Genomic DNA, 21498 nt, shown 5'->3' on the forward strand with positions numbered 1-21498 from the left:
GCAAGAAGGTTTTAAAGATGTCCAACACTATGGGTATTGCCAGCGCTTTCGTTTTGTCCTCTTTGTTCCTGTCTCCGTTCGCCGTGGCTGAAGAGTCGCCGGCCTTCGTCGCGCAAAATGCCGCACGCGCCGCCGCATACGAACAGTATCAGAGCGAAATGACGGCCAAGGCCCAGGATGCTGCGCAAACCCCTCAAGCGTCCACGTCTGCAACCCAGCCTCGGGTTGAGAAAGACAGCTGATTCCTCGTATCCGCTCCGTTTCCCTCGACACTTTTCATCGGCTCTTTCCTTTGAAAAGTTGTCTTCAAAGCCGCTGCTATCAGCGGCTTTTTTTCGTTGTGGTTTAAACAACGTCCGGTTCGTCTTCCCTAACAAGAAACATTTTGTGCTTCAGGACTATGAAGTGCTTAGTTGACCCAAGGAGCTTTACCGCAAGTGCGTTTCCCTCTCAGATTCAGCCCGCTGTTCATTGCAATCGCTGCAACGATGCCCCCCGCCGCCCACGCCGACGACGAATCCAGCCACGAAGGTTTTGTGGAAGGTTCTAGCCTCAACCTTAATGCCCGCAACTACTACATGAACCGTAACCGTCTGCAGCAGACGGATGACAACATCGAATGGGGTCAGGGTTTCCTTGGCATTTTCGAATCGGGATTCACCCAGGGCACCGTCGGGTTCGGCGTTGATGCCCACGCCATGCTCGGGCTCAAGCTCGATGGCGGTGGCGGCACGGACGGCTCAAGCATCCTGCCGATCAGCGATGGCAACGGCAAAGCGCCGGGCTCGTTCTCGACGGCGGGCGGCACACTGAAAATGCGCGCCTTTGATACCGAGTTGAAGGCCGGCGACCTGTTTCTCGCCAACCCGGTGATTGCGGGCGGCGAGACCCGCATGCTGCCGCAGACTTTTCGTGGCGTCAGCCTGACCAACCACAGCTTCGACGGCTTCCTGATCGAGGGTGGCCAGGCGAGTTTCACCAAGCCTTACAACCAGAGCGGTCACACCCGCATCGGCACCTCCTACGGCAGCCTGGCAGACGGTGACGACAGTCAGCACCTGAACTGGGCCGGCGTGGCCTGGAGCGGTCTGCCAGGGCTGACCAGCAGCCTGTACGCGTCCGAACTCAAGGACATCTGGAACCAGTACTACTACGACCTGGATTACACCTACGCGCTGAACGACCTGGTCAGCCTCAACCCGGGCCTGCACTTCTATCACACGCAAGACACCGGCGATGCGCTGCTGGGCAACATCGACAACAACACGTACAGCCTGCATTTCACTGTCGGCGTGGGCAATCACAGCGTTACCGCGGCGTATCAACGGGTCAACGGCAACACGCCGTTCGACTACATCAGCCAGGGCGACAGCGTCTTCCTCGACAACTCCCAGCAGTATTCGGACTTCAACGGCCCGAACGAGCGCTCGTGGAAACTCAAGTACGCCTACGACTTTGCCGGCCTCGGCCTGCCCGGCCTGACCTCGGCGCTGTCCTACTCCCGGGGTGAACTGGACCTGACCAAGGTCGATCCGGACAGCCGCGGTTATGCCTCGTGGTACAGCGCCGACGGCAAAAACGCCAAGCACTGGGAACGTGACATCGATCTTAAGTACGTGGTGCAGGGCGGCAAGGCCAAGGATCTGGCAATACGCCTGCAATGGGCCACCAACCGTGGCGGCAATGGCTACGGGGCGCTGGACCAAGACACCGATGAATACCGGGTCATCGTCGACTACCCGCTCAATGTCTTCTAAGCTTGAAATAGACATAAGGCCAGCACGTTTTGCTGGCCTTTTGTTTATCAGGGACTTATACAAGCGCTCTGAACGCAAACGGCTCCCGGAATTCTGCCCGATGCTTGCAACCGTACTTTCATAACGCCTTATCAGCAGAAGCCAGAGCCATGAGTGTGAGCAACACAAAACCTCACGATCCGATCCGTTCGACCCGGTCGGAGCGGCTTCTGGTTCTCGGCAGTTTGCTGCTGGTGATCGCGATTCTGAGCATCGTCGCGTTCCTGCTGGTCCGTGAGCGTGCCAACGCTGAATTGTCTGCCACGCGCTCGGCGACCAACATCGTGCAATTGATCGAAGCCGACGTGCTGCGCAATGTCGAACTCTATGACCTGTCCTTGCTCGGCTTGATCGCGGCCTCGCAGCGAGAAGACCTCAAGCTCGTTTCCCCCGCCATCCGCCATCTGGCCTTGTTTGACCGCGCCACTGCCGCCCCGTACAAGGGCGACATTTTGTTGCTGGACAACAAGGGCGACGTGATCGCCGACTCGGCCTCGGTGGAGCCCAGAAAGGGCAATTATGCCGACCGTGAATACTTTCAGTCCCACGTAAACAATCGCGACCCGAACATGTTCATCAGCCGTCCCTTCCGCTCCAGGCTGGCTGAACATGAATGGCGCATCAGCTTCAGTCGCCGGGTCAGCGGCTCACAGGGCGAATTCCTCGGCGTGGCCGAAGCCGCCATGCGCTTGAGTTACTTCGATCAATTGTTCAACAGCTTGAGTATCGGTCGTGACAGTTCGGTCAACCTGATCAGCTCGGACGGTATTCTCCTGGCCCAGGAACCCCGTCTGGCCGAAGAACTGGTCGGCAAGGACTTCAGCAACCGGCCTAACTTCCAGCGCATCGTCAAAGAAGGCAACGGCAGCTTCACCGGTATTTCAAGCAGCTACAAAGACGAACGTCTGTACACGTTCTCCAAGGTGGGCAACTTGCCGCTGATCGTCATCGTTGCCCTTTCCAGTGATGAAGTGTTCGCGTCGTGGAAGCGTACGGCGGTGGTGGTCAGCGTTGCGACCATTGCGCTGTGCATCAGCCTGCTTTGGCTGACCTGGCTGTTCTGCCGTGAACTGCGCCTGCGCCACAACGCCGAGCAGGAACTGGCGCAACTGGCGGCCACCGATGCCTTGACCGGCCTGGCCAACCGCCGAACGCTGGATCAGGCCCTGCGCCATGAATGGTTTCGAGCGCAACGGTCGGGCCAGCCGTTGTCGCTGCTGATGATCGACGCCGATCACTTCAAGGCGTTCAACGACCGCCATGGCCATCAGGCGGGTGACGAAGCGCTGCGCTCGTTGGCCAATGTCATCACCGCTCACGTCCGACGACCGGCGGACCTGGCTGCTCGTTATGGTGGTGAGGAGTTTTCGGTAATCCTGGCGGAAACCGATAGCGCGGGTGCGCGGCAGATTGCCGAAAAAATCCGCGAGGCTGTCGAGGAGTTGCCTTTGGTCGAGGGTGCCGATTTGCCGATGACTGTCAGTATCGGGATCAGCACCTGGACGACAGCGACGGATATCAGCCTGGAGAGTTTGCTGTTTGCGGCGGATAAAGCGTTGTATCAGGCGAAGGAAGGTGGGCGCAATCGTGTGGTTGCTTCTGCCTGACGTTGATCGTTCCCACGCTCTGCGTGGGAATGCAGCCCGGGACGCTCCGCGTCCCATCCAGAGCCGAACGCAGAGCGTCCGTTGAGGCATTCCCACGCAGAGCGTGGGAACGATCGAGCATAAAAAAAGGCCACCCGAAGGCAGCCTTTAAAAACTAGAGAGGTTTTTTTACTTACACGGCCGCAACGGGACGCATGTAAGAGATCGGTGCAGTGCTGGCGTCTTCGAAAGTCACGACTTCCCAAGCATCTGTCTGCTCAATCAACTTGCGCAGCAGCTGGTTGTTCAATGCATGTCCGGACTTGAAGCCCTTGAACTCACCAATCAGGCTATTGCCCAGCAGGTAGAGGTCACCAATTGCATCGAGGATCTTGTGCTTCACGAATTCGTCTTCATAGCGAAGGCCGTCTTCGTTCAGTACACCATCCGCGTCGACCACAATTGCGTTTTCAACGCTGCCGCCGAGTGCGAGGTTGTGCTTGCGCAGGTACTCGATGTCACTCATGAAACCAAAGGTACGGGCGCGGCTGACTTCTTTTACGAACGAAGTGCTGGAAAAATCCACGCTTGCACTTTGTGTGCGGTTACGGAAAACCGGGTGATCGAAATCGATCTCGAAGCTCACCTTGAAGCCTTCGAAAGGGACGAAAGTGGCGCGCTTGTCGCCATCTTCCACTGTCACTTCCCGCAGGATCCGGATGAACTTCTTCGGTGCGTCCTGTTCTTCCAGGCCGGCCGATTGAATCAGGAATACGAAAGGTCCAGCGCTACCATCCATGATCGGGACTTCGGACGCGGAGAGCTCGACGTAGGCGTTATCGATGCCCAGGCCAGCCATGGCCGAGAGCAAGTGCTCTACCGTGTCCACTTTTACGTCACCGTTAACCAGCGTGGTGGACATAGTGGTTTCGCCGACGTTTTCCGCACGGGCAGGAATCTGCACCACAGGGTCGAGGTCAGCGCGACAAAACACAATGCCAGTGTCGACAGGCGCAGGCTTGAGGGTCAGGTAGACCTTCTCACCGGAGTGCAGGCCTACACCTGTGGCACGGATAATATTTTTCAGTGTGCGTTGTTTAATCATGGCTTGGGCCGCTTCAGCGCAAATTGCGAACTGGTATCAACAAAGGCTGGCGATGATAGCAGACCACGCCTTTGCTGAACACCAATCACCTTCATAGCCCTTATACATTCCATCAATCAGCCTGACGACGCAGGAAAGCCGGGATGTCCAGGTAATCCAGATCATCTTGCGGATTCATCTTCGCGGCAGTCGCAGCACCGGCCTGAGCCTGGTTGCGCATGACGGTCGGACGGTCCAGGTCACGGTAGTTTACCGCCGGTTGTTCCTGACGAGCGGGCGCCGATTGTTGCGGCTGGGAGGCCATGGACGTGTGAACGGTGTTGTCGATGACCTTCACAGGCTTCTCGATTTTCGCGCCCAGACCGGTGGCAACCACAGTCACGTGCAGCTCGTCGCGCATGTCCGGATCGATAACGGTACCGACCTTGACCATCGCGTGCTCGGAAGCGAAGGCTTCGATGATGCTACCCACGTCGGAGTACTCACCCAGGGACAGGTCAGGACCGGCGGTGATGTTCACCAGGATGCCGCGTGCACCTTGCAGGTTCACGTCTTCGAGCAACGGGTTGCGAATGGCCGCTTCGGTGGCCTCACGTGCACGGTTCGGACCGCTGGCGCAGCCAGTGCCCATCATCGCCATGCCCATTTCGCTCATCACGGTCCGTACGTCGGCAAAGTCGACGTTGATCATGCCCGGACGCTTGATGATGTCGGAGATACCGCGAACGGCACCGGCCAGTACATCGTCGGCCTTGGCGAAAGCCGACAGCAGGCTGGCGTCTTTACCGAGGATGGTCAGCAGCTTCTCGTTGGGAATGGTGATCAACGAGTCAACGCTTTCAGACAGCAGACGGATACCTTCGTCGGCGATCTGCATGCGCTTGCGGCCTTCGAACGGGAACGGACGAGTCACCACCGCAACGGTGAGGATCCCCATTTCCTTGGCCACTTCGGCAATGATTGGCGCAGCACCGGTACCGGTACCACCGCCCATGCCAGTGGTGATGAACACCATATTGGTGCCCTGCAGGACTTCGGCAATGCGCTCACGGTCTTCGAGAGCGGCCTGACGACCTACTTCAGGGTTGGCGCCGGCGCCCAGACCTTTGGTCACGCCGGTGCCCAGTTGCAGGATGGTCCGCGCGCCGATGGATTTCAGCGCCTGGGCATCAGTGTTGGCGCAGATGAATTCAACGCCTTCAATGTTGCTCTTGACCATGTGGTTGACGGCGTTGCCGCCGCCTCCGCCAACACCGATAACTTTAATTACCGGGCTTGCGGGGATGTTGTCTACGAGTTCGAACATTTTCCCTCTCCTTTACGTTCTCTAGTTTTTTCGCCTACTGCGTGTATCTACAACGGTGCTGCGGTAAATCTTTAGAAGTTGCCTTGTACCCAGCTCTTGAAGCGATCGAGCAAGGCGACTTTCGGTTCTTCATTGCTGTAGCTGTCGCGGCTGCTGATGCCCGAGAACGAAATCCCGTCGGACTGCTTCTGCAGGCCGTACATCAACAAGCCAACGCCGGTGGAATAAATCGGGTTGCGCACCACGTCATCCAGGCCCTTGACGCCATGGGGCACGCCCAGGCGGACCGGCATGTGGAAGATCTCTTCGGCCAGTTCGACCGCGCCTTCCATTTTCGAAGTACCGCCGGTCAGCACGATGCCGGCCGGGATCAGGTCTTCGTAGCCACTGCGACGCAGTTCGGCCTGGATCAGCGTGAACAGCTCGTCGTAACGCGGCTCGACCACTTCGGCCAGGGCCTGGCGGGACAGCTCGCGCGGTGGACGGTCGCCAACGCTTGGCACTTTGATGGTTTCACCGGCACCGGCCAGTTTGGCCAGGGCGCAGGCGTAGCGAATCTTGATTTCTTCGGCGTACTGGGTCGGGGTGCGCAACGCCATGGCGATGTCGTTGGTCACCTGATCACCCGCAATCGGGATCACCGCGGTGTGACGGATCGCACCTTCAGTGAAGATCGCGATGTCGGTGGTGCCGCCGCCGATGTCCACCAGGCACACGCCCAGTTCTTTCTCGTCGTCGGTCAGGACCGAATACGCGGACGCCAGCTGCTCGAGAATGATGTCGTCGATTTCCAGACCGCAGCGACGCACGCATTTTTCAATGTTCTGTGCGGCGTTGACGGCGCAGGTCACTACGTGAACCTTGGCTTCCAGACGTACGCCCGACATGCCCAGCGGCTCACGCACGCCTTCCTGGTTATCGATCACGTAATCCTGCGGCAAGGTGTGCAGCACGCGCTGGTCAGCCGGGATCGCCACGGCCTGGGCGGCGTCGAGGACGCGCTCAAGGTCGGCGGCGCTGACTTCGCGATCACGAATTGCCACGATGCCGTGGGAGTTCAGGCTGCGGATGTGATTGCCGGCCACGCCGACAAATGCCGAGTGGATCCGGCAACCGGCCATCAGCTGCGCTTCTTCGATCGCGCGCTGGATCGATTGCACGGTGGACTCGATGTTCACCACCACGCCTTTCTTCAGGCCACGGGACGGATGAGTGCCGATCCCGACGATTTCCAGCGTGCCGTCGTCCGAGACCTCGCCGACCAGCGCCACCACCTTGGAGGTGCCGATATCGAGACCGACGATCATTTTGCCGCTTTGCACGTTTGCCATGGGTCCTGCCTCTTCTTAATTCTTCGCGACAGCGGGTTGGGCTGTCGTGGGCGCTACAGGTTCCCGCCAGCCAACAGCGAGGCCGTTGGCGTAACGCAGATCGATGCGCGCAATGTTCGTAATCTGTTCTTTAAGCGTCTTGTCGTAGATGGCAATGAAGCGGCGCATCTTTTCCACCAGGTTGCCGCGTCCCAGCAGCAGTTCGATCCCCGGGCCCGCGCTGCCGGCGCCGGTGGTCAGGAACCAGCTGCCTCGTTCACGCAATTCCAGGCGTGCAATCGAGAAGCCCATCGGCCTGAGCATCTGGCTCAGCACCTGGTATTGCTGCATCACTTGCTGTTGAGCCCGTTGTGGGCCGAACAGCTGTGGCAAGTGTTCGTAGTTCGCCAGCTCACGCGGGGTGAACGCCTGACCCTGGTTGTTCAACAGCGATTCATCGCCCCAACGGGCCACCGGCAGTTGTTCTTCCAGGCGGATCACCACTTGATCCGGCCATACCCTGCGCACTTCGGCGTGGGCAATCCATGGCATCGTTTCAAGCTCGGTACGCATGCTCTCCAGGTCGATGGTGAAGAAGCTCGACGCCACGTACGGGGCGATGCGCTGCTGTACCGCTTGCTGACTGATGTAACTCAAGTCGCCCTGCACGTTGATCTTGGTGATCGGCCGGTCAGCGTACGGCAGCAAACGCTGTGCGCCTTCGTAGGTACCGAAGCCCAACGCAACCAACAGCACCGGCCAGAACAGACTTTTCAGAAAGCCAAAATTGGCTTTCGGCAGGCGCGCAGACATCGGCTCTTTGGCCACCATTCGGCTGGCACCCCGTGGCACCGGCTTGCGGCCGGGTGCTGGAGGGGGCTGATGTCTCAGCTGTGCGCCTTGCATGCTCTTAACCCCGCGCCTCGATACTTGCGGCCAGAATCGCCAGAACCAGTTGCTGGAAATCCAGACCGGCAGCACGGGCCGCCATCGGCACCAGGCTGTGATCGGTCATGCCCGGTGCGGTGTTGACTTCGAGGAACCAGAACTGCCCGTCGGCGTCCTGCATCACGTCTGCCCTGCCCCAACCGGCGATACCCAGCGCCTCACAGGCTTTCGCCGTGAGGTCCATCAGTTCTTTTTCTTTGTTGCTGTCCAGGCCACACGGGATCCGGTACTGGGTATCGGAAGCCACGTACTTGGCGTCGTAGTCGTAGAAGCTGTGCGTGGTGCCCAGGGCAATCGGTGGCAACACCTGGTCACGCAGGGTGGCGATGGTGAACTCCGGACCTTGAATCCATTGCTCGACCAACACTTGCGAATCGTAGGTACTGGCCGCTTTCCAGGCGTCGATCAACTCCGACGCGGAACTCACTTTGGCCATACCGATACTTGAACCTTCATGGGCCGGTTTGACGATCAAAGGGAAGCCCAGTTCCGTCGCTGCCGAAATACAATCGGCCTCTGAGGTCAGTACCGCGTGGCGTGGCGTCGGGATGCCGAGGCTGTGCCAGACCTGTTTGGTCCGCAGCTTGTCCATGGCCAGTGCCGAAGCCAGAATGCCGCTGCCGGTGTACGGAATGCCGAGGCATTCCAGCAGGCCCTGCATGCTGCCGTCTTCACCGCCACGACCGTGGAGGATGACGAAGGCACGGTCGATCTTTTCGTTCAGCAAACGCTGCAGAAGGTCATCGCCCACATCGAGGCCGAACGCATCCACACCGGCACTTTGCAGCGCGTCGAGAACAGCGCGACCCGACTTCAGGGAAACCTCACGCTCGGCACTCTTGCCGCCGAACAGCACGGAGACGCGGCCGAAGTCTTTCGGCGCGACAGTGGAGACGAGGTTGGCGTAAGCAGCAGTCATTTCAATTTCCCCACAGTCGGCGCGGCAACAGCACCCGCGAATAGCGGACTGGCCAACAGTTTCGGGGCGAGACCACCGATATCACCGGCGCCCTGGCACAGCAGAATGTCGCCGGCACGCAGCAGCGGCTTGACCAGCGGCGCGAGATCGACGCCACGCTCGATGTAGATCGGGTCGAGCTGACCACGCTGGCGAATGCTGTTGCACAACTTGCGGCTGTCGGCGCCCGGGATCGGCTCTTCACCGGCCGGGTAGACTTCCATCAGCAGCAGGACGTTGGCATCGGCCAGTACATTGACGAAATCGTCGTACAGGTCGCGGGTGCGGCTGTAACGGTGCGGCTGGTAAACCATCACCAGACGGCGCTCCGGCCAGCCACCGCGTACGGCCTTGATCACGGCTGCGACTTCGGTCGGGTGGTGACCGTAGTCGTCGACCAGCATCACGTTGCCGCCGTCTACCGGCAGTTCGCCGTAGACCTGGAAGCGACGGCCGACACCCTGGAACCCGGACAGGCCCTGGACGATGGCTTCATCGCTGACGCCTTCGTCGCTGGCGATGCAGATCGTCGCCAGCGCATTCAAGACGTTGTGGTTGCCCGGCATGTTCACCGAGACATCCAGCGGCTCGCGTTCAGGACGCAGCACGGTGAAGAAGGTCTGCATGCCTTGCTGGCGTACATTGATGGCGCGCACGTCGCAGTCATCGCCGAAGCCATAAGTGACCGTCGGGCGTTTCACCAGCGGCAGGATTTCACGCACCACCGGGTCGTCCAGGCACACCACCGCCAGACCGTAGAACGGCAGGTTGTGGAGGAACTCGACGAAGGTTTTCTTCAGTTTGTTGAAGTCACCGTCGTAGGTCGCCATGTGGTCGGCGTCGATGTTGGTGACCACAGCCACCAGCGGCTGCAAGTGCAGGAAACTGGCGTCGCTTTCGTCGGCTTCGGCAATCAGGTAGCGGCTGGTGCCGAGCTGGGCATTGGTGCCCGCGGCATTCAGTCGGCCACCGATGACGAACGTCGGGTCCAGGCCACCGGCCGCGAACACCGAAGCGATCAGGCTGGTGGTGGTGGTTTTGCCGTGCGTACCGGCGACGGCGATGCCGTGGCGATAGCGCATCAGCTCGGCCAGCATTTCTGCGCGAGGCACCACCGGAATGCGGCGTTCCAGCGCGGTGGCGACTTCCGGGTTGGACGTGTTCACGGCGCTCGACACTACCAGCACGTCGGCGGCAGCGGCGTTCTCGGCACGGTGGCCGATAAAGATCTGCGCGCCAAAGGACTCGAGACGCTCGGTCACCGGCGATGCTTTCAGGTCGGAACCGGACACTTCATAGCCCAGGTTCAACAACACCTCGGCGATGCCGCACATGCCCACGCCGCCGATACCGACGAAGTGGATGCGACGGATGCGGCGCATTTCCGGTTGCGGCATGGCTTTCTGTTTCTCAACCATGGGCCACCTCCAGACAGGTATCGACCACGTTACGGGTTGCATCGGGTTTGGCCAGGCGGCGTGCTGCGGTGGCCATGTCGTTGAGTCGTTGTGGTTGCATCAGGACCTCGGTCAGGCGTGCGGCAAGATCCGCTGCGCCAGTCGTTCTTTGCGGCATCAGGAAGGCAGCGCCTTCACGGGCCAAATAATCGGCGTTGCGGGTCTGGTGATCGTCAATCGCGTGGGGCAAAGGCACCAGCATCGAGGGCAGACCGGCGGCAGCCAGTTCACTGATGGTCAATGCGCCTGCGCGGCACACCACCAGGTCGGCCCAGCCATAGGCTTGGGCCATGTCTTTGATGAAAGGCTGCACTTGCGCCTCGACGCCAGCCGCGCGATAGCGCTCTGCAGTCACTTCATCGTGGTTTTTGCCGGCCTGATGAAACACTTCCGGGCGCAGGTCGGGGGCGACTTGCGACAGGGCTTCAGGCAGCAACTTGTTCAACGGCTCTGCGCCCAGGCTTCCGCCCAGGATCAGCAAACGCGCCTTGCGACCCGCCAGGGCGGGGCGCTGTGTTTCGAGGAACAGCTCGGTGCGCACCGGGTTACCGGTGGTCCGACGGCTGTCCGACAGGGTAAAGGTGTCGGGGAACGCTTCACAGACGCGGGCGGCCAACGGCACCAGCAACCGATTGGCGGTACCGGCCACGGCGTTCTGCTCATGAACGATCACCGGCACGCCGGCCAGTTTGGCTGCAACGCCACCAGGGCCGGTCACATAACCACCGAAGCCGACCACACACACCGGCCGCAGCTGACGAATGATCGCTCGCGCCTGCCAGACGGATTTGAGCAACATGAACGGGGCCTTGAGCAGGGACAACTTGCCCTTGCCGCGCAACCCGCTGGCATTGATCCGGTGCAGCTCGATCCCAGCCATCGGCACCAGTTCGTTCTCGATCCCGCGCGGCGTTCCGAGCCAGTGCACGGTGTAACCGCGGGCCTGGAATTCGCGGGCGCAAGCCAGCGCCGGGAACACGTGGCCACCGGTGCCGCCCGCCATGATCAAAACGTTAGCGCCCATGGGTCGGCTCCTCGGCGAAGTCGCTCTCATGGAACTCCATCTCCTCGCTGCCCAGGTGGGTTCGACTCTCCCACTCGATGCGCAACAACAAGCCGAGACAGGCCCCGCAGATCACCAACGAACTGCCGCCATAACTGAGGAACGGCAGGGTCAGGCCTTTGGTCGGCAGCAGGCCGACGTTCACCCCGATGTTGATCAGGAACTGGCCGATCCACAGGAACGACAAGCCGTACGCGATGTAGGCGGCGAAGAACTGCTTGGCCTTCTCGGCCCAATAACCGATGTACATGCCACGCACACACACGAAGACGAAGAGCGCGACCGTGCACAAGGAACCCACCGCACCCAGCTCTTCGGCCAATACCGAGAACACGAAGTCAGTGTGGGCTTCCGGCAGGTAGAACTGTTTCTGCACGCTGTTGCCCAGGCCAACGCCCAGCCATTCACCGCGACCAAAAGCGATCAATGCCTGGGACAACTGATAGCCGGCACCGAACTGGTCGGCCCACGGATCGGCAAAGTTGGTCAGGCGCGCCATTCGATACGGCTGCACTTGAATCAACAGCACCACCGCCCCGACCGCGAGGACCACCATCAAGGAAAAACGGAACAGCCCCACCCCGCCGAGGAACAGCATCGCCGCCGCCGCGCCCATCATGACAACGGTGGCGCCGAAGTCCGGCTCCATCAGCAACAGACCGGCCATGGGCAGCAGCACGATGAACGGCTTGAAGAAGCCCATCCAGCTTTCGCGCACTTCTTTCTGGCGACGTACCAGATAACCGGCGAGGTAAATCACCACGAACACCTTGGCGATCTCGGAAGGCTGGACGTTGAAGAAACTGAAGCCGATCCAGCGCATCGAACCGTTCACTTCACGGCCGATCCCCGGGATGATCACCATCACCAGCAAGCCGAAGGCACCAATCAGCATCAGCCAGCCCAGGCGTTGCCAGGTGGCGATCGGAATCATCATGGTGACGATGCAGGCACCCAGGCCCAGCACGATGTAGATCAGGTGGCGAATCATGTAGTACAGGGCACTGCCCGACTGCACCGCCCCCACTTCGGTCGAGGCCGAGGCAATCATGACCAGCCCGAGGCCGATCAAGGCCAGGCAACCGGCGAGCATCGGGAAGTCGAGGTCGATCCCGCGCCCGGTGATGATCGGCGACGGATAAGGCTTGATGATATTGAGCAGGCTCATGCCAGTTCCTCCACGACGCGGACGAACTGATGACCACGGTCTTCGTAATTCTTGAACATGTCGAAACTGGCGCAGGCTGGCGACAGCAGCACGACGTCGCCCGGTTGCGCAGCGGCGCGGCACTGCTCGACGGCTTCGATCAGCGAAGCAGCGCGGATCAGCGGCACGGCGTCGCCGATGGCCTCACCGATCTTGTCGGAGTCACGGCCCATCAGGATCACGGCGCGGCAGTTGGCCGCCACCGGATCACGCAGATCATTGAACTCGGCGCCCTTGCCGTCGCCACCGGCGATCAGCACGACCTTGCCGTCGATATCCGCGCCCAGCCCTTCGATGGCCGCCAGTGCAGCACCGACGTTGGTGGCTTTGGAATCGTTGTAGTAGCCCACGCCATCCAGGTCACGGACCCATTGGCAGCGATGCTCGAGGCCAGCGAAGGTGCGCAGGCTCGAGAGCATGGCGTCGAACGGCAGGCCGACGGCGTGGCCCAGCGCCAATGCCGCCAAGGCGTTGGACTGGTTGTGGGCGCCACGAATTTTCAACTCGCGCACCGGCATCAGGTTCTGGAATTCGAAGGCGAGGTATTTCTCGCCGTCTTCTTCACGGATACCGAAGGCCTTGAAATCGGGTTTGCTCAAACCGAAGGTCCAGCACGGCTGGCCCTCGCCCATCAGCGGACGACTCAGAGCGTCCTGACGGTTGACCACAAACTGCTTCGCACCACGGAAGATCCGGTGCTTGGCCAGGTGATAGGCCGGCAGACCGCTGTAACGGTCCATGTGGTCTTCACTGACGTTGAGCACGGTCGCCACTTCGGCGTTGAGTTGATCGGTGGTTTCGAGCTGGAAGCTCGACAGCTCCATCACGTACAGCTCGACGTCGTCGCGAAGCAGATCCAGCGCCGGCGTACCGAGGTTGCCGCCGACCGCGACACGCTTGCCGGCCGCCGCAGCCATCTCGCCGACCAGGGTGGTGACGGTGCTTTTTGCGTTGGAACCGCTGATGGCGACAATCGGCGCCTTCGCGTTACGCGCGAACAGCTCGATGTCACCGGACAATTTCACACCACGGGCGGCAGCAGCCTGCAGGGCCGGGGTCGCCAGCGCCAGGCCGGGGCTCACGTAGAGTTCGTCGGCACGGCACAGGAATTCGACGTCCAGCTCGCCACAACGCACTTCCACGTGCGGATAGTCACGCTTGAGCGTGGCCAGTTCCGGTGGATTTTCCCGCGTATCGGCCACAGCAAACGACGTGCCCCGGTTCGCCAGGAAGCGAACCAGGGACATGCCGCTCTTGCCGAGGCCGACAACGATGCGGAAGTGGTCAGAAGCGATCAGAGACACTCGTTCTACCTCAGCTTCAGGGTGGCAAGGCCGACCAATACGAGAATCACGGTGATGATCCAGAAACGGACGATCACGCGCGGCTCGGGCCAGCCCTTGAGTTCAAAGTGGTGGTGAATCGGTGCCATGCGGAACACGCGGCGACCGGTCAGCTTGAAAGACGCAACCTGGATAACGACGGACAGGGTCTCCATCACGAACACGCCGCCCATGATGAACAGGACGATTTCCTGACGGACGATCACCGCGATGGTGCCCAGGGCCGCGCCCAGCGCCAGTGCGCCGACGTCGCCCATGAAGACTTGCGCCGGGTAGGTGTTGAACCAGAGGAAACCCAGGCCCGCACCGATCAAGGCACCGCAGAACACGATCAATTCACCGGCGCCCGGTACGTAGGGGATCAGCAGGTATTCGGCAAATTTCACGTTACCCGACAGGTAGCAGAAGATCCCCAGCCCGCCGCCGACCATTACGGTCGGCATGATTGCCAGACCGTCGAGACCGTCAGTCAGGTTCACCGCGTTGCTCGAGCCGACAATCACGAAATAGGTCAGAACGACGAAGCCTATGCCCAGCGGAATGCTGTAGTCCTTGAGCATCGGCAGGATCAGGGTGGTTTCCACCGGGGTGGCGGCGGTCATGTAAAGGAAGATCGCCGCGCCGAGGCCGAACACCGACTGCCAGAAATACTTCCAGCGGCTCGGCAAGCCACGGGAGTTCTTCTCGATGACTTTGCGGTAGTCGTCGACCCAGCCAATAGCGCCGAACAACAACGTCACCAGCAACACGGTCCAGACATAGCGGTTGCTCAGGTCGGCCCAAAGCAAGGTGCTGACACCGATGGACGACAGAATCAGGGCGCCGCCCATGGTCGGGGTGCCCGACTTGGACAGGTGCGATTGTGGACCGTCATTACGAACGGATTGACCGATCTGACGGTTCTGCAAAGTGCGGATCATCCACGGGCCAAAGCACAGCGACAAAACCAGCGCGGTCAGCACACCGAGGATCCCGCGCAGGGTCAGGTACTGAAAGACCGCGAAGCCTTTGTAGAACTGTTGCAGATACTCCGCTAGCAGCAGCAGCATTAATGTTTCTCCAGGCTGGACCCGCACAAAGCGGCGACGATGTTTTCCATCGCAGCGCTGCGCGAGCCCTTGATCAAAATGGTGGTGTTTGTGTCTTGCTCGGCGCCCAGGGCCTTGATCAGCTCAGCCTGTGTGCTGAAGTGAAAGGCCTGGGGACCGAATGCGTTCACGGCGTGAGCCATCAATGGCCCGACGGCGTAAAGCGCGGAAACCTTGCCACGGGCGTACTCGCCCACATCGCGGTGGCCCTGCTCCGCCCAATCGCCCAGTTCGCCGATATCTCCGAGCACCAGAACGGTGCGGCCGGAAAAGCCGGCGAGTATATCAACGGCGGCGCACATGGAGGTGGGGTTCGCGTTGTACGTGTCATCGATCACGCGCATGCCATTGGTGGCCAGTTGCGCGACGGTGCGACCCTTGACCGGTTGCACCGCGCCGAGACCGGTGGCGATGCCGAACAGCGACACGCCCAAAGCATGGGCGGCAGCGGCGGCGGCCATGGCATTGGCGACGTTATGGGTGCCGAGCAGGTTCAGTTGAACGCGCTCCACACCTTCAGGACTGTGCAGGTTGAAGGCCGGGCAACCGCGCGCATCGCGATCCAGGTCGCTGGCGTAGAAGTCGGCGCTGACATTGCTCAAGGCGAACGTCAGGACTTTGCGACCGGCAGCGCGGGTCTTCCAGATACCGAACGCCTTGTCGTCAAGATTCAGAACGGCGACGCCATCGGCATCCAGCCCTTCAATGATCTCGCCCTTGGCTTCAACGATTTTTTCCGGCCCGCCGAACTCGCCGACATGGGCGGTCCCGGCGTTATTGAGTACGGCCACATGCGGCTTGGTCATGCCGACGGTGTAGGCAATTTCGCCCAGACGCGAAGCACCGAGTTCGATCACGGCGGCGGAGTGTTCCGGCGCAAGTTCGAGCAGGGTCAGCGGCACGCCGAGGTCATTATTCAGGTTGCCACGGGTCGCCAGGACCGGACCGCGCGTGCGCAGTATGCTGGCGAGCATTTCCTTGACCGTGGTTTTACCGCTGGAACCGGTGATCGCCGCGACAGGGTTGGTAAACGCCGCACGGTTCATCGCGCCCAGCTGGCCCAACGCCTCGCGGGTATCTTTGACCAGCAATTGCGGCAGCGCGCTGTCGGCGACTTCGCGCTCGACCAGTGCGGCGACCGCGCCTTTGCTGGCAACGTCGTTCAAATAGTCATGACCGTCGAATCGCGGACCGGTCAGGGCAATAAACAGCTGGCCTGGCTTGATTGCGCGGCTGTCGATGCTGACACCCTCGAACGTGGCATCGGCCGCGATCAACTGTGCTTTCAGTGCGCCAGTCAGTTCGCTCAGTTTCAAGGCTTTAAGCATGGGCCACCTCCCACGCGGTCAAGGCGTGATCGGCCTCGACCAGATCGGAGAAGTCGTGGCGTTCGCCGTTGATTTCCTGATAGTCCTCGTGACCTTTACCGGCCAGGACAATCACGTCATCTGCCGAAGCGCTGGCGATCAACTGGGCAATCGCCTGACCACGGCCAGCGACGAAAGTAACTTTATCCACAGCCGTGAAGCCGGCGCGGATGTCATCGAAAATAACTGCCGGGTCTTCGGTACGCGGATTGTCATCGGTCACCAGCACACCGTCGGCCAGACGCTCGACCACTTCCGCCATCAACGGACGCTTGCCGCGATCACGATCACCGCCGCAGCCGAACAGGCACAACAAACGGCCTTTGGCGTGTGGACGCAGGGCCATCAATACTTTTTCCAGCGCATCCGGGGTGTGGGCGTAATCGACCACCACCAGTGGCTGGGTGCCGCCGCCAAGACGCTGCATGCGACCGGCCGGGCCTTCGAGTTTCGGCAGGACCTTGAGAATTTCGTCCAGCGCGTAGTCCAGGCCAAGCAAGGCGCCGACCGCGGCCAGCACGTTGCTCAGGTTGAAACGACCGAGCAGGGTGCTGCGCAAATGATGCTCGCCCTGGGGTGTGACCAGCGTGGCGCGTACGCCTTCGTCGTTGAACTGCGCTTCACGGCAATAGAGGTAGGCACTTGAGTCTTCAAGGCTGTAGGTGATCAGGCGCGACTCACGTTTGTCCGCAGCCAGTTGGCGGCCGAATTCGTCGTCGAGATTGATCACCCGGCACTTCAAATCGTTCCAGGCAAACAGCTTGGCCTTGGCTTCGCCGTAGGCTTGCATGGTGCCGTGGTAATCCAGGTGATCGCGGGACAGGTTGGTCATCACTGCCACATCGAACGCCAACGCCGTCACGCGGCCCTGATCCAGGCCGTGGGAAGACACTTCCATGGCGACTGCTTTGGCGCCGGCCTTTTTCAGGTCAGCCAAGGTCGCTTGTACGGCAATCGGGTTCGGCGTGGTGTGCAGGCCGCTTTCCAGCGCGCCGTAGAAACCGGTGCCCAGGGTGCCGACAATGCCGCAGTGTTGGCCGAGCAAGTCCAAGGCTTGCGCGACCAATTGCGTCACGCTGGTTTTGCCATTGGTGCCGGTTACGCCAACCAGGTTCAGGTGCCGGCTCGGGTCGCCATAAAAGCGACCGGCGATGTCCGACAGCTGCGCCGCCAGGCCTTTGACCGGAATCAGCGGCGCATCAGTGATCGGCAATACCGTTGCGCCTTCAACCTCATAAGCCACGGCAGCAGCGCCGCGTTGCAAGGCATCGGCGATGTGCGCGCGACCGTCGTACTTGCCGCCAGGGACAGCGAGAAACAGATCGCCAGCCCGCACGTTGCGGCTGTCCAGGGTCAGTTCGCGGATCAACAGATCGCGGCCGGCGTGGGCAAAAATCTTGTTCAGGCTCAGAGACATTAGCCGCGCCCTCCATTGGCTTTCAGCGGAACGACCGGTGTGGCGTTAGCGGTTTGGGTCGGTGGCAGGTTGTCCGGCGTGATGTTCATCAGGCGCAGTGTCCCGGACATCACTTTGCTGAACACCGGAGCCGATACCAGACCACCGAAGTAACCGGCCTTGGTTGGCTCATCGATCACCACGACGATGGCGTAGCGCGGATCGCTCATCGGGCCGAAGCCTGCGAACAGCGAGCGGTAGGAATTCTCGGCGTAGCCTTTAGTGCCTACCGACGTTTTACGCGCGGTACCCGACTTTCCGCCCACGTGATACGCCGGCACTTGGGCACGGAATACACCGCGCGGGGCTTCGATCACTTGTTGCAGCATGGTTTGCATGGTTTTCGCGACAGCTTCCGGCAATACCTGTGTGGTTTGCGGCGCCTTGTCGGTTTTGATCAGGGTCAGCGGCGCGAGGCGACCATTGTTGGCCAGGGCCGAGAAGGCGTGGACCAACTGGATCGCGGTGACGGAAATACCGTAGCCGTAGGACAGCGTGGCGGTTTCAGCCTTGCGCCATTCGCGGTAGTTCGGCAGGTTGCCGACGCGCTCGCCCGGGAAGCCGAGACCGGTGTCCTGGCCGAGGCCGACTTTCTGCGCCAGACGGAAAATCGTTTCGCCGCCGATATCGAACGCGACCTTGCTCATGCCGACGTTACTGGAATTGATCAGAATGCCAGTCAGGTCGAGTACCGGACCTTCGCTCTTGGATACGTCCTTGATGGTGTATTTACCAATCTGCAAGGTGCCCGGGTACACCTCGACGGTATCGGTCGGCTTCCAGCGCCCGGTTTCAATCGCGGCACTCATGGAAATCGCTTTCATGGTCGAACCCGGCTCGAACACGTCGATCATTGCGCGGTTGCGCATCATCGCCGGTTGCAGGTTGCGACGGTTGTTCGGGTTGTAGGTCGGCTGGTTGACCATCGCGAGGATCTCGCCGGTCTTCACGTCCATGATCACCAGGCTGCCGGCCTTGGCGCCGTTCTCGATGATCGCGTTACGCAGCTCGCGGTTGGCCAGGTATTGCAGACGCAGGTCAATGGACAACGCCAAGGGCTTTCCGGCCTTGGCGTTTTTGGTGACCTGGACATCCTTGATCAGCCGGCCACGCCGGTCCTTGATCACCTGTCGCTTGCCGGGGACCCCGGCCAGCCATTCGTCGTAGGCCAGTTCGACCCCTTCACGACCGTGGTCATCGATGTCGGTAAAACCGACCATGTGCGCGGTGACTTCACCGGCCGGGTAGAAGCGGCGGAATTCTTCGATGCCGTAAACACCCGGCACTTTCAGGTCGAGCACAGACTGGCCCTGCTCGGGGGTGAGCCCACGCACGAGATAGATGAATTCTTTGTTGGCCTGAGCTTCGAGACGTTCGGCCAGGGCTTTCGGGTCCTGCCCCAAGGCAGCCGCCAGTGCAGGCCACTTCTCTTTGGCCGTTTGCATTTCCTTGGCATTGGCCCAAAGGGTGGTGACTGGGGTACTCACAGCCAAAGGCTCGCCGTTACGGTCGGTGATCAGACCACGGTGAGCCGGAATCGGGATATGACGAACGCTGCGCGCATCGCCCTGACCTTTAAGAAAGGCACGGTCAACTACTTGCAGATCGATAATGCGCCAGGCAATCGCCGCGACCATGACGCCGAGCAAACCCAGCACCAGGCGGAAACGCCATGGGAACAGCGCGCCTTCGAGTTTCATCATGGCGCCACCATCTGCACTTCAGCGGCGCCGGGAATGCGCATCTTCAGTTGCTCGGAGGCCAGGACTTCGATACGGCTGTGCGCGGTCCAGGTGCTCTGCTCGAGAATCAACCGGCCCCACTCCGCCTGCGCCTTGTCGCGTACGCTCAACTCGGCGTAGAGCGAGTTCAGCAACTGGCGGTTCCAGTGGGCGCTATACGACACGCCAATGGCCGACACGAGCACGCCGATAAACAGCAGCAGCATGAAAAAGCTGCCGCCGGGCAGTGGCTTGGCGAAGAGCTTGCTCACCGCAGCTTCTCCGCGACGCGCATGACGGCGCTGCGGGAACGTGGGTTGGCTTTGAGTTCGGCGTCGGAGGCCGTCTGCGCTTTGCCATGGACTTTGACTTTCGGTTCGAAGGCTACATGCCGAACCGGCAGGTTGCGCGGCAGGTTGTCGGCTTCGCCTTTCACCAGTTTGCGCATGAACAGTTTGACGATACGGTCTTCCAGCGAGTGGAAGCTGATCACGACCAGACGACCACCGATTTCCAGGCAGTCCAGCGCGGCTTCGAGGCCGGCTTCCAGATCGCCCAGTTCATTGTTGACGTGAATACGCAGGCCCTGGAACGCACGGGTGGCAGGGTTTTTGCCCTTTTCCCATGCCGGGTTGGCGACTTTCAGGACTTCAGCCAGATCGGCCGTACGCTCGAACGGCTTGATGTCGCGGCGCTCGGCCACGGCACGGGCCATGCGGCCGGAGAAACGCTCTTCGCCGTATTCCTTGAACACCCGGGCGATTTCTTCCGCCGGTGCGGTGTTGACGAATTCGGCAGCGCTGATCCCGCGGGACGGGTCCATGCGCATGTCCAGCGGGCCATCGTTGAGGAAACTGAAGCCGCGCTCAGGGTCGTCGAGTTGCGGCGAAGACACGCCCAGGTCGAGCAAAACACCGCTGACCTTGCCGTGCAGACCGCGTTCGGCCACTTCCGAACCGAGCTCGGCAAAGCTGCGTTGCACAACGACAAAGCGGCCGTCTTCGGCCGCTAGCGTTTGCCCGGTGGCAATCGCTTGAGGATCTTTGTCGAATCCGAGGACCCGACCATCGGGACCGAGTTGGCTCAAGATCAACCGACTGTGCCCGCCGCGCCCGAACGTACCGTCCAGATAGCAGCCATCAGGACGTACGGCGAGAGCCTCCACGGCTTCGTCAAGCAGTACGGTGATGTGGTTAAAGCCGCTATCAATAGTCACAGGATCAAATCACGCAGTTCATCAGGCATGGCGCCCGGTTGTTGAATAGCAGCCAGGTCAGCGGCAGAAACCGCATCCCAGGCATCCTCGTCCCACAATTGGAACTTGTTCAGTTGGCCTACCAACATCGCGCGCTTATCCAACTTGGCATATTCACGAAGACGCGGTGGAACCAGAAAACGACCACTGCCATCGAGCTCGAGGTCGACGGCATTACCAATCAGTAAACGTTGCAGGCGGCGGTTCTCTTCGCGAAGCGAAGGCAGTGCGCGCAGTTTGGTTTCGATAATTTCCCACTCATCGAGGGGGTAAACACACAAACACGGATCAACGGCATCAATTGTGACGATCAACTGACCGGAACTACGCGAAACGAGCTCGTCACGGTACCGGCTCGGCATGGCGAGACGGCCCTTTGCGTCGAGACTGATAGCGTTAGCTCCGCGAAACACGTCAGCGTTTCTCCAAATATTAGCGTTTTACGTTCAAAAAACCCACTTCATGCCACTTTCCGCCACTTGCGCACACTATAGGAATGCGGCCACCGCACCGTCAAGGCGCGGATTAAAGG

General features: G+C 60.6%; 19 protein-coding genes. 3 read left to right on the forward strand and 16 right to left on the reverse strand.

What is annotated here, in order from left to right:
* Positions 1-17 precede the first annotated feature (17 nt).
* From ACYZT8_RS24500 to ACYZT8_RS24510, 3 genes are all read left to right on the forward strand, one after another.
* Entirely contained in the window at positions 18-242 is a 225-nt protein-coding gene (locus ACYZT8_RS24500) for a hypothetical protein (protein WP_461976641.1), read from the forward strand.
* A gap of 195 nt (positions 243-437) precedes the next feature.
* On the forward strand, positions 438-1757 hold the full coding sequence (locus ACYZT8_RS24505; protein WP_461976643.1) for an OprD family porin: 1320 nt from the start codon (positions 438-440) through the stop codon (positions 1755-1757).
* 149 nt (positions 1758-1906) lie between these two features.
* Positions 1907-3403: a diguanylate cyclase gene (locus tag ACYZT8_RS24510; protein WP_461976645.1), complete on the forward strand. Its 1497-nt coding sequence runs from the start codon at positions 1907-1909 to the stop codon at positions 3401-3403.
* Between the two features lie 172 nt (positions 3404-3575).
* Here ACYZT8_RS24510 and lpxC read toward each other — a convergent pair whose 3' ends face one another.
* From lpxC to mraZ, 16 genes are all read right to left on the reverse strand, one after another.
* Positions 3576-4487, reverse strand: a complete 912-nt coding sequence (gene lpxC / locus ACYZT8_RS24515) for a UDP-3-O-acyl-N-acetylglucosamine deacetylase (protein ID WP_131059427.1) — start codon at positions 4485-4487, stop codon at positions 3576-3578.
* Between the two features lie 112 nt (positions 4488-4599).
* Positions 4600-5793 (reverse strand): cell division protein FtsZ, encoded by a 1194-nt coding sequence (ftsZ, locus tag ACYZT8_RS24520; RefSeq protein WP_007943486.1) that lies wholly within the window; start codon positions 5791-5793, stop codon positions 4600-4602.
* Between the two features lie 71 nt (positions 5794-5864).
* A complete protein-coding gene (gene ftsA, locus ACYZT8_RS24525) occupies positions 5865-7124 on the reverse strand; it encodes a cell division protein FtsA (protein WP_128873758.1) in 1260 nt (419 codons plus the stop codon).
* A gap of 15 nt (positions 7125-7139) precedes the next feature.
* A complete protein-coding gene (locus ACYZT8_RS24530; RefSeq protein WP_461976647.1) occupies positions 7140-8009 on the reverse strand; it encodes a cell division protein FtsQ/DivIB in 870 nt (289 codons plus the stop codon).
* 4 nt (positions 8010-8013) lie between these two features.
* Positions 8014-8970: a D-alanine--D-alanine ligase gene (locus ACYZT8_RS24535; RefSeq protein ID WP_461976649.1), complete on the reverse strand. Its 957-nt coding sequence runs from the start codon at positions 8968-8970 to the stop codon at positions 8014-8016.
* Entirely contained in the window at positions 8967-10427 is a 1461-nt protein-coding gene (gene murC / locus ACYZT8_RS24540) for a UDP-N-acetylmuramate--L-alanine ligase (protein WP_461976651.1), read from the reverse strand. The genes ACYZT8_RS24535 and murC overlap by 4 nt, the downstream gene beginning before the upstream one ends.
* Complete coding sequence (gene murG / locus ACYZT8_RS24545; protein WP_131059432.1) at positions 10420-11490, reverse strand: undecaprenyldiphospho-muramoylpentapeptide beta-N-acetylglucosaminyltransferase; 1071 nt, start codon at positions 11488-11490, stop codon at positions 10420-10422. The genes murC and murG overlap by 8 nt, the downstream gene beginning before the upstream one ends.
* A complete protein-coding gene (ftsW, locus tag ACYZT8_RS24550) occupies positions 11480-12697 on the reverse strand; it encodes a putative lipid II flippase FtsW (protein WP_461976654.1) in 1218 nt (405 codons plus the stop codon). The genes murG and ftsW overlap by 11 nt, the downstream gene beginning before the upstream one ends.
* Positions 12694-14040 (reverse strand): UDP-N-acetylmuramoyl-L-alanine--D-glutamate ligase, encoded by a 1347-nt coding sequence (gene murD / locus ACYZT8_RS24555; RefSeq protein ID WP_461976656.1) that lies wholly within the window; start codon positions 14038-14040, stop codon positions 12694-12696. Before murD ends, ftsW begins: the two co-directional genes overlap by 4 nt.
* A 5-nt stretch (positions 14041-14045) precedes the next feature.
* Positions 14046-15128, reverse strand: a complete 1083-nt coding sequence (gene mraY, locus ACYZT8_RS24560) for a phospho-N-acetylmuramoyl-pentapeptide-transferase (protein ID WP_131059435.1) — start codon at positions 15126-15128, stop codon at positions 14046-14048.
* Positions 15128-16495, reverse strand: a complete 1368-nt coding sequence (locus ACYZT8_RS24565; protein WP_461976658.1) for a UDP-N-acetylmuramoyl-tripeptide--D-alanyl-D-alanine ligase — start codon at positions 16493-16495, stop codon at positions 15128-15130. The genes mraY and ACYZT8_RS24565 overlap by 1 nt, the downstream gene beginning before the upstream one ends.
* A complete protein-coding gene (locus tag ACYZT8_RS24570; protein ID WP_461976660.1) occupies positions 16488-17951 on the reverse strand; it encodes a UDP-N-acetylmuramoyl-L-alanyl-D-glutamate--2,6-diaminopimelate ligase in 1464 nt (487 codons plus the stop codon). The genes ACYZT8_RS24565 and ACYZT8_RS24570 overlap by 8 nt, the downstream gene beginning before the upstream one ends.
* Positions 17951-19690 (reverse strand): peptidoglycan D,D-transpeptidase FtsI family protein, encoded by a 1740-nt coding sequence (locus ACYZT8_RS24575; RefSeq protein WP_461959383.1) that lies wholly within the window; start codon positions 19688-19690, stop codon positions 17951-17953. Before ACYZT8_RS24575 ends, ACYZT8_RS24570 begins: the two co-directional genes overlap by 1 nt.
* On the reverse strand, positions 19690-19983 hold the full coding sequence (ftsL, locus tag ACYZT8_RS24580; RefSeq protein ID WP_461976662.1) for a cell division protein FtsL: 294 nt from the start codon (positions 19981-19983) through the stop codon (positions 19690-19692). The genes ACYZT8_RS24575 and ftsL overlap by 1 nt, the downstream gene beginning before the upstream one ends.
* Positions 19980-20927 carry a 16S rRNA (cytosine(1402)-N(4))-methyltransferase RsmH gene (gene rsmH, locus ACYZT8_RS24585; protein WP_461976664.1) on the reverse strand — a complete coding sequence of 316 codons (948 nt, stop codon included), beginning with the start codon at positions 20925-20927 and terminating at the stop codon, positions 19980-19982. The genes ftsL and rsmH overlap by 4 nt, the downstream gene beginning before the upstream one ends.
* A complete protein-coding gene (gene mraZ / locus ACYZT8_RS24590) occupies positions 20924-21379 on the reverse strand; it encodes a division/cell wall cluster transcriptional repressor MraZ (RefSeq protein ID WP_008147486.1) in 456 nt (151 codons plus the stop codon). The genes rsmH and mraZ overlap by 4 nt, the downstream gene beginning before the upstream one ends.
* Positions 21380-21498: the final 119 nt, after the last annotated feature.

The organism is Pseudomonas sp. LB3P93, assembly GCF_054898025.1.

Excerpts from the sequence above, each read along its gene's own strand:
- murG (WP_131059432.1), bottom strand. The coding sequence starts at position 11,490 with ATGGGCGCTAACGTTTTGATCATGGCGGGCGGCACCGGTGGCCACGTG.
- ftsZ (WP_007943486.1), bottom strand. The coding sequence starts at position 5,793 with ATGTTCGAACTCGTAGACAACATCCCCGCAAGCCCGGTAATTAAAGTT.
- ACYZT8_RS24510 (WP_461976645.1), top strand. The coding sequence starts at position 1,907 with ATGAGTGTGAGCAACACAAAACCTCACGATCCGATCCGTTCGACCCGG.
- ftsA (WP_128873758.1), bottom strand. The coding sequence starts at position 7,124 with ATGGCAAACGTGCAAAGCGGCAAAATGATCGTCGGTCTCGATATCGGC.
- ACYZT8_RS24530 (WP_461976647.1), bottom strand. The coding sequence starts at position 8,009 with ATGCAAGGCGCACAGCTGAGACATCAGCCCCCTCCAGCACCCGGCCGC.
- murC (WP_461976651.1), bottom strand. The coding sequence starts at position 10,427 with ATGGTTGAGAAACAGAAAGCCATGCCGCAACCGGAAATGCGCCGCATC.
- ACYZT8_RS24575 (WP_461959383.1), bottom strand. The coding sequence starts at position 19,690 with ATGAAACTCGAAGGCGCGCTGTTCCCATGGCGTTTCCGCCTGGTGCTG.
- ACYZT8_RS24565 (WP_461976658.1), bottom strand. The coding sequence starts at position 16,495 with ATGCTTAAAGCCTTGAAACTGAGCGAACTGACTGGCGCACTGAAAGCA.
- ACYZT8_RS24500 (WP_461976641.1), top strand. The coding sequence starts at position 18 with ATGTCCAACACTATGGGTATTGCCAGCGCTTTCGTTTTGTCCTCTTTG.
- ACYZT8_RS24535 (WP_461976649.1), bottom strand. The coding sequence starts at position 8,970 with ATGACTGCTGCTTACGCCAACCTCGTCTCCACTGTCGCGCCGAAAGAC.
- lpxC (WP_131059427.1), bottom strand. The coding sequence starts at position 4,487 with ATGATTAAACAACGCACACTGAAAAATATTATCCGTGCCACAGGTGTA.
- mraY (WP_131059435.1), bottom strand. The coding sequence starts at position 15,128 with ATGCTGCTGCTGCTAGCGGAGTATCTGCAACAGTTCTACAAAGGCTTC.
- ftsW (WP_461976654.1), bottom strand. The coding sequence starts at position 12,697 with ATGAGCCTGCTCAATATCATCAAGCCTTATCCGTCGCCGATCATCACC.
- ACYZT8_RS24570 (WP_461976660.1), bottom strand. The coding sequence starts at position 17,951 with ATGTCTCTGAGCCTGAACAAGATTTTTGCCCACGCCGGCCGCGATCTG.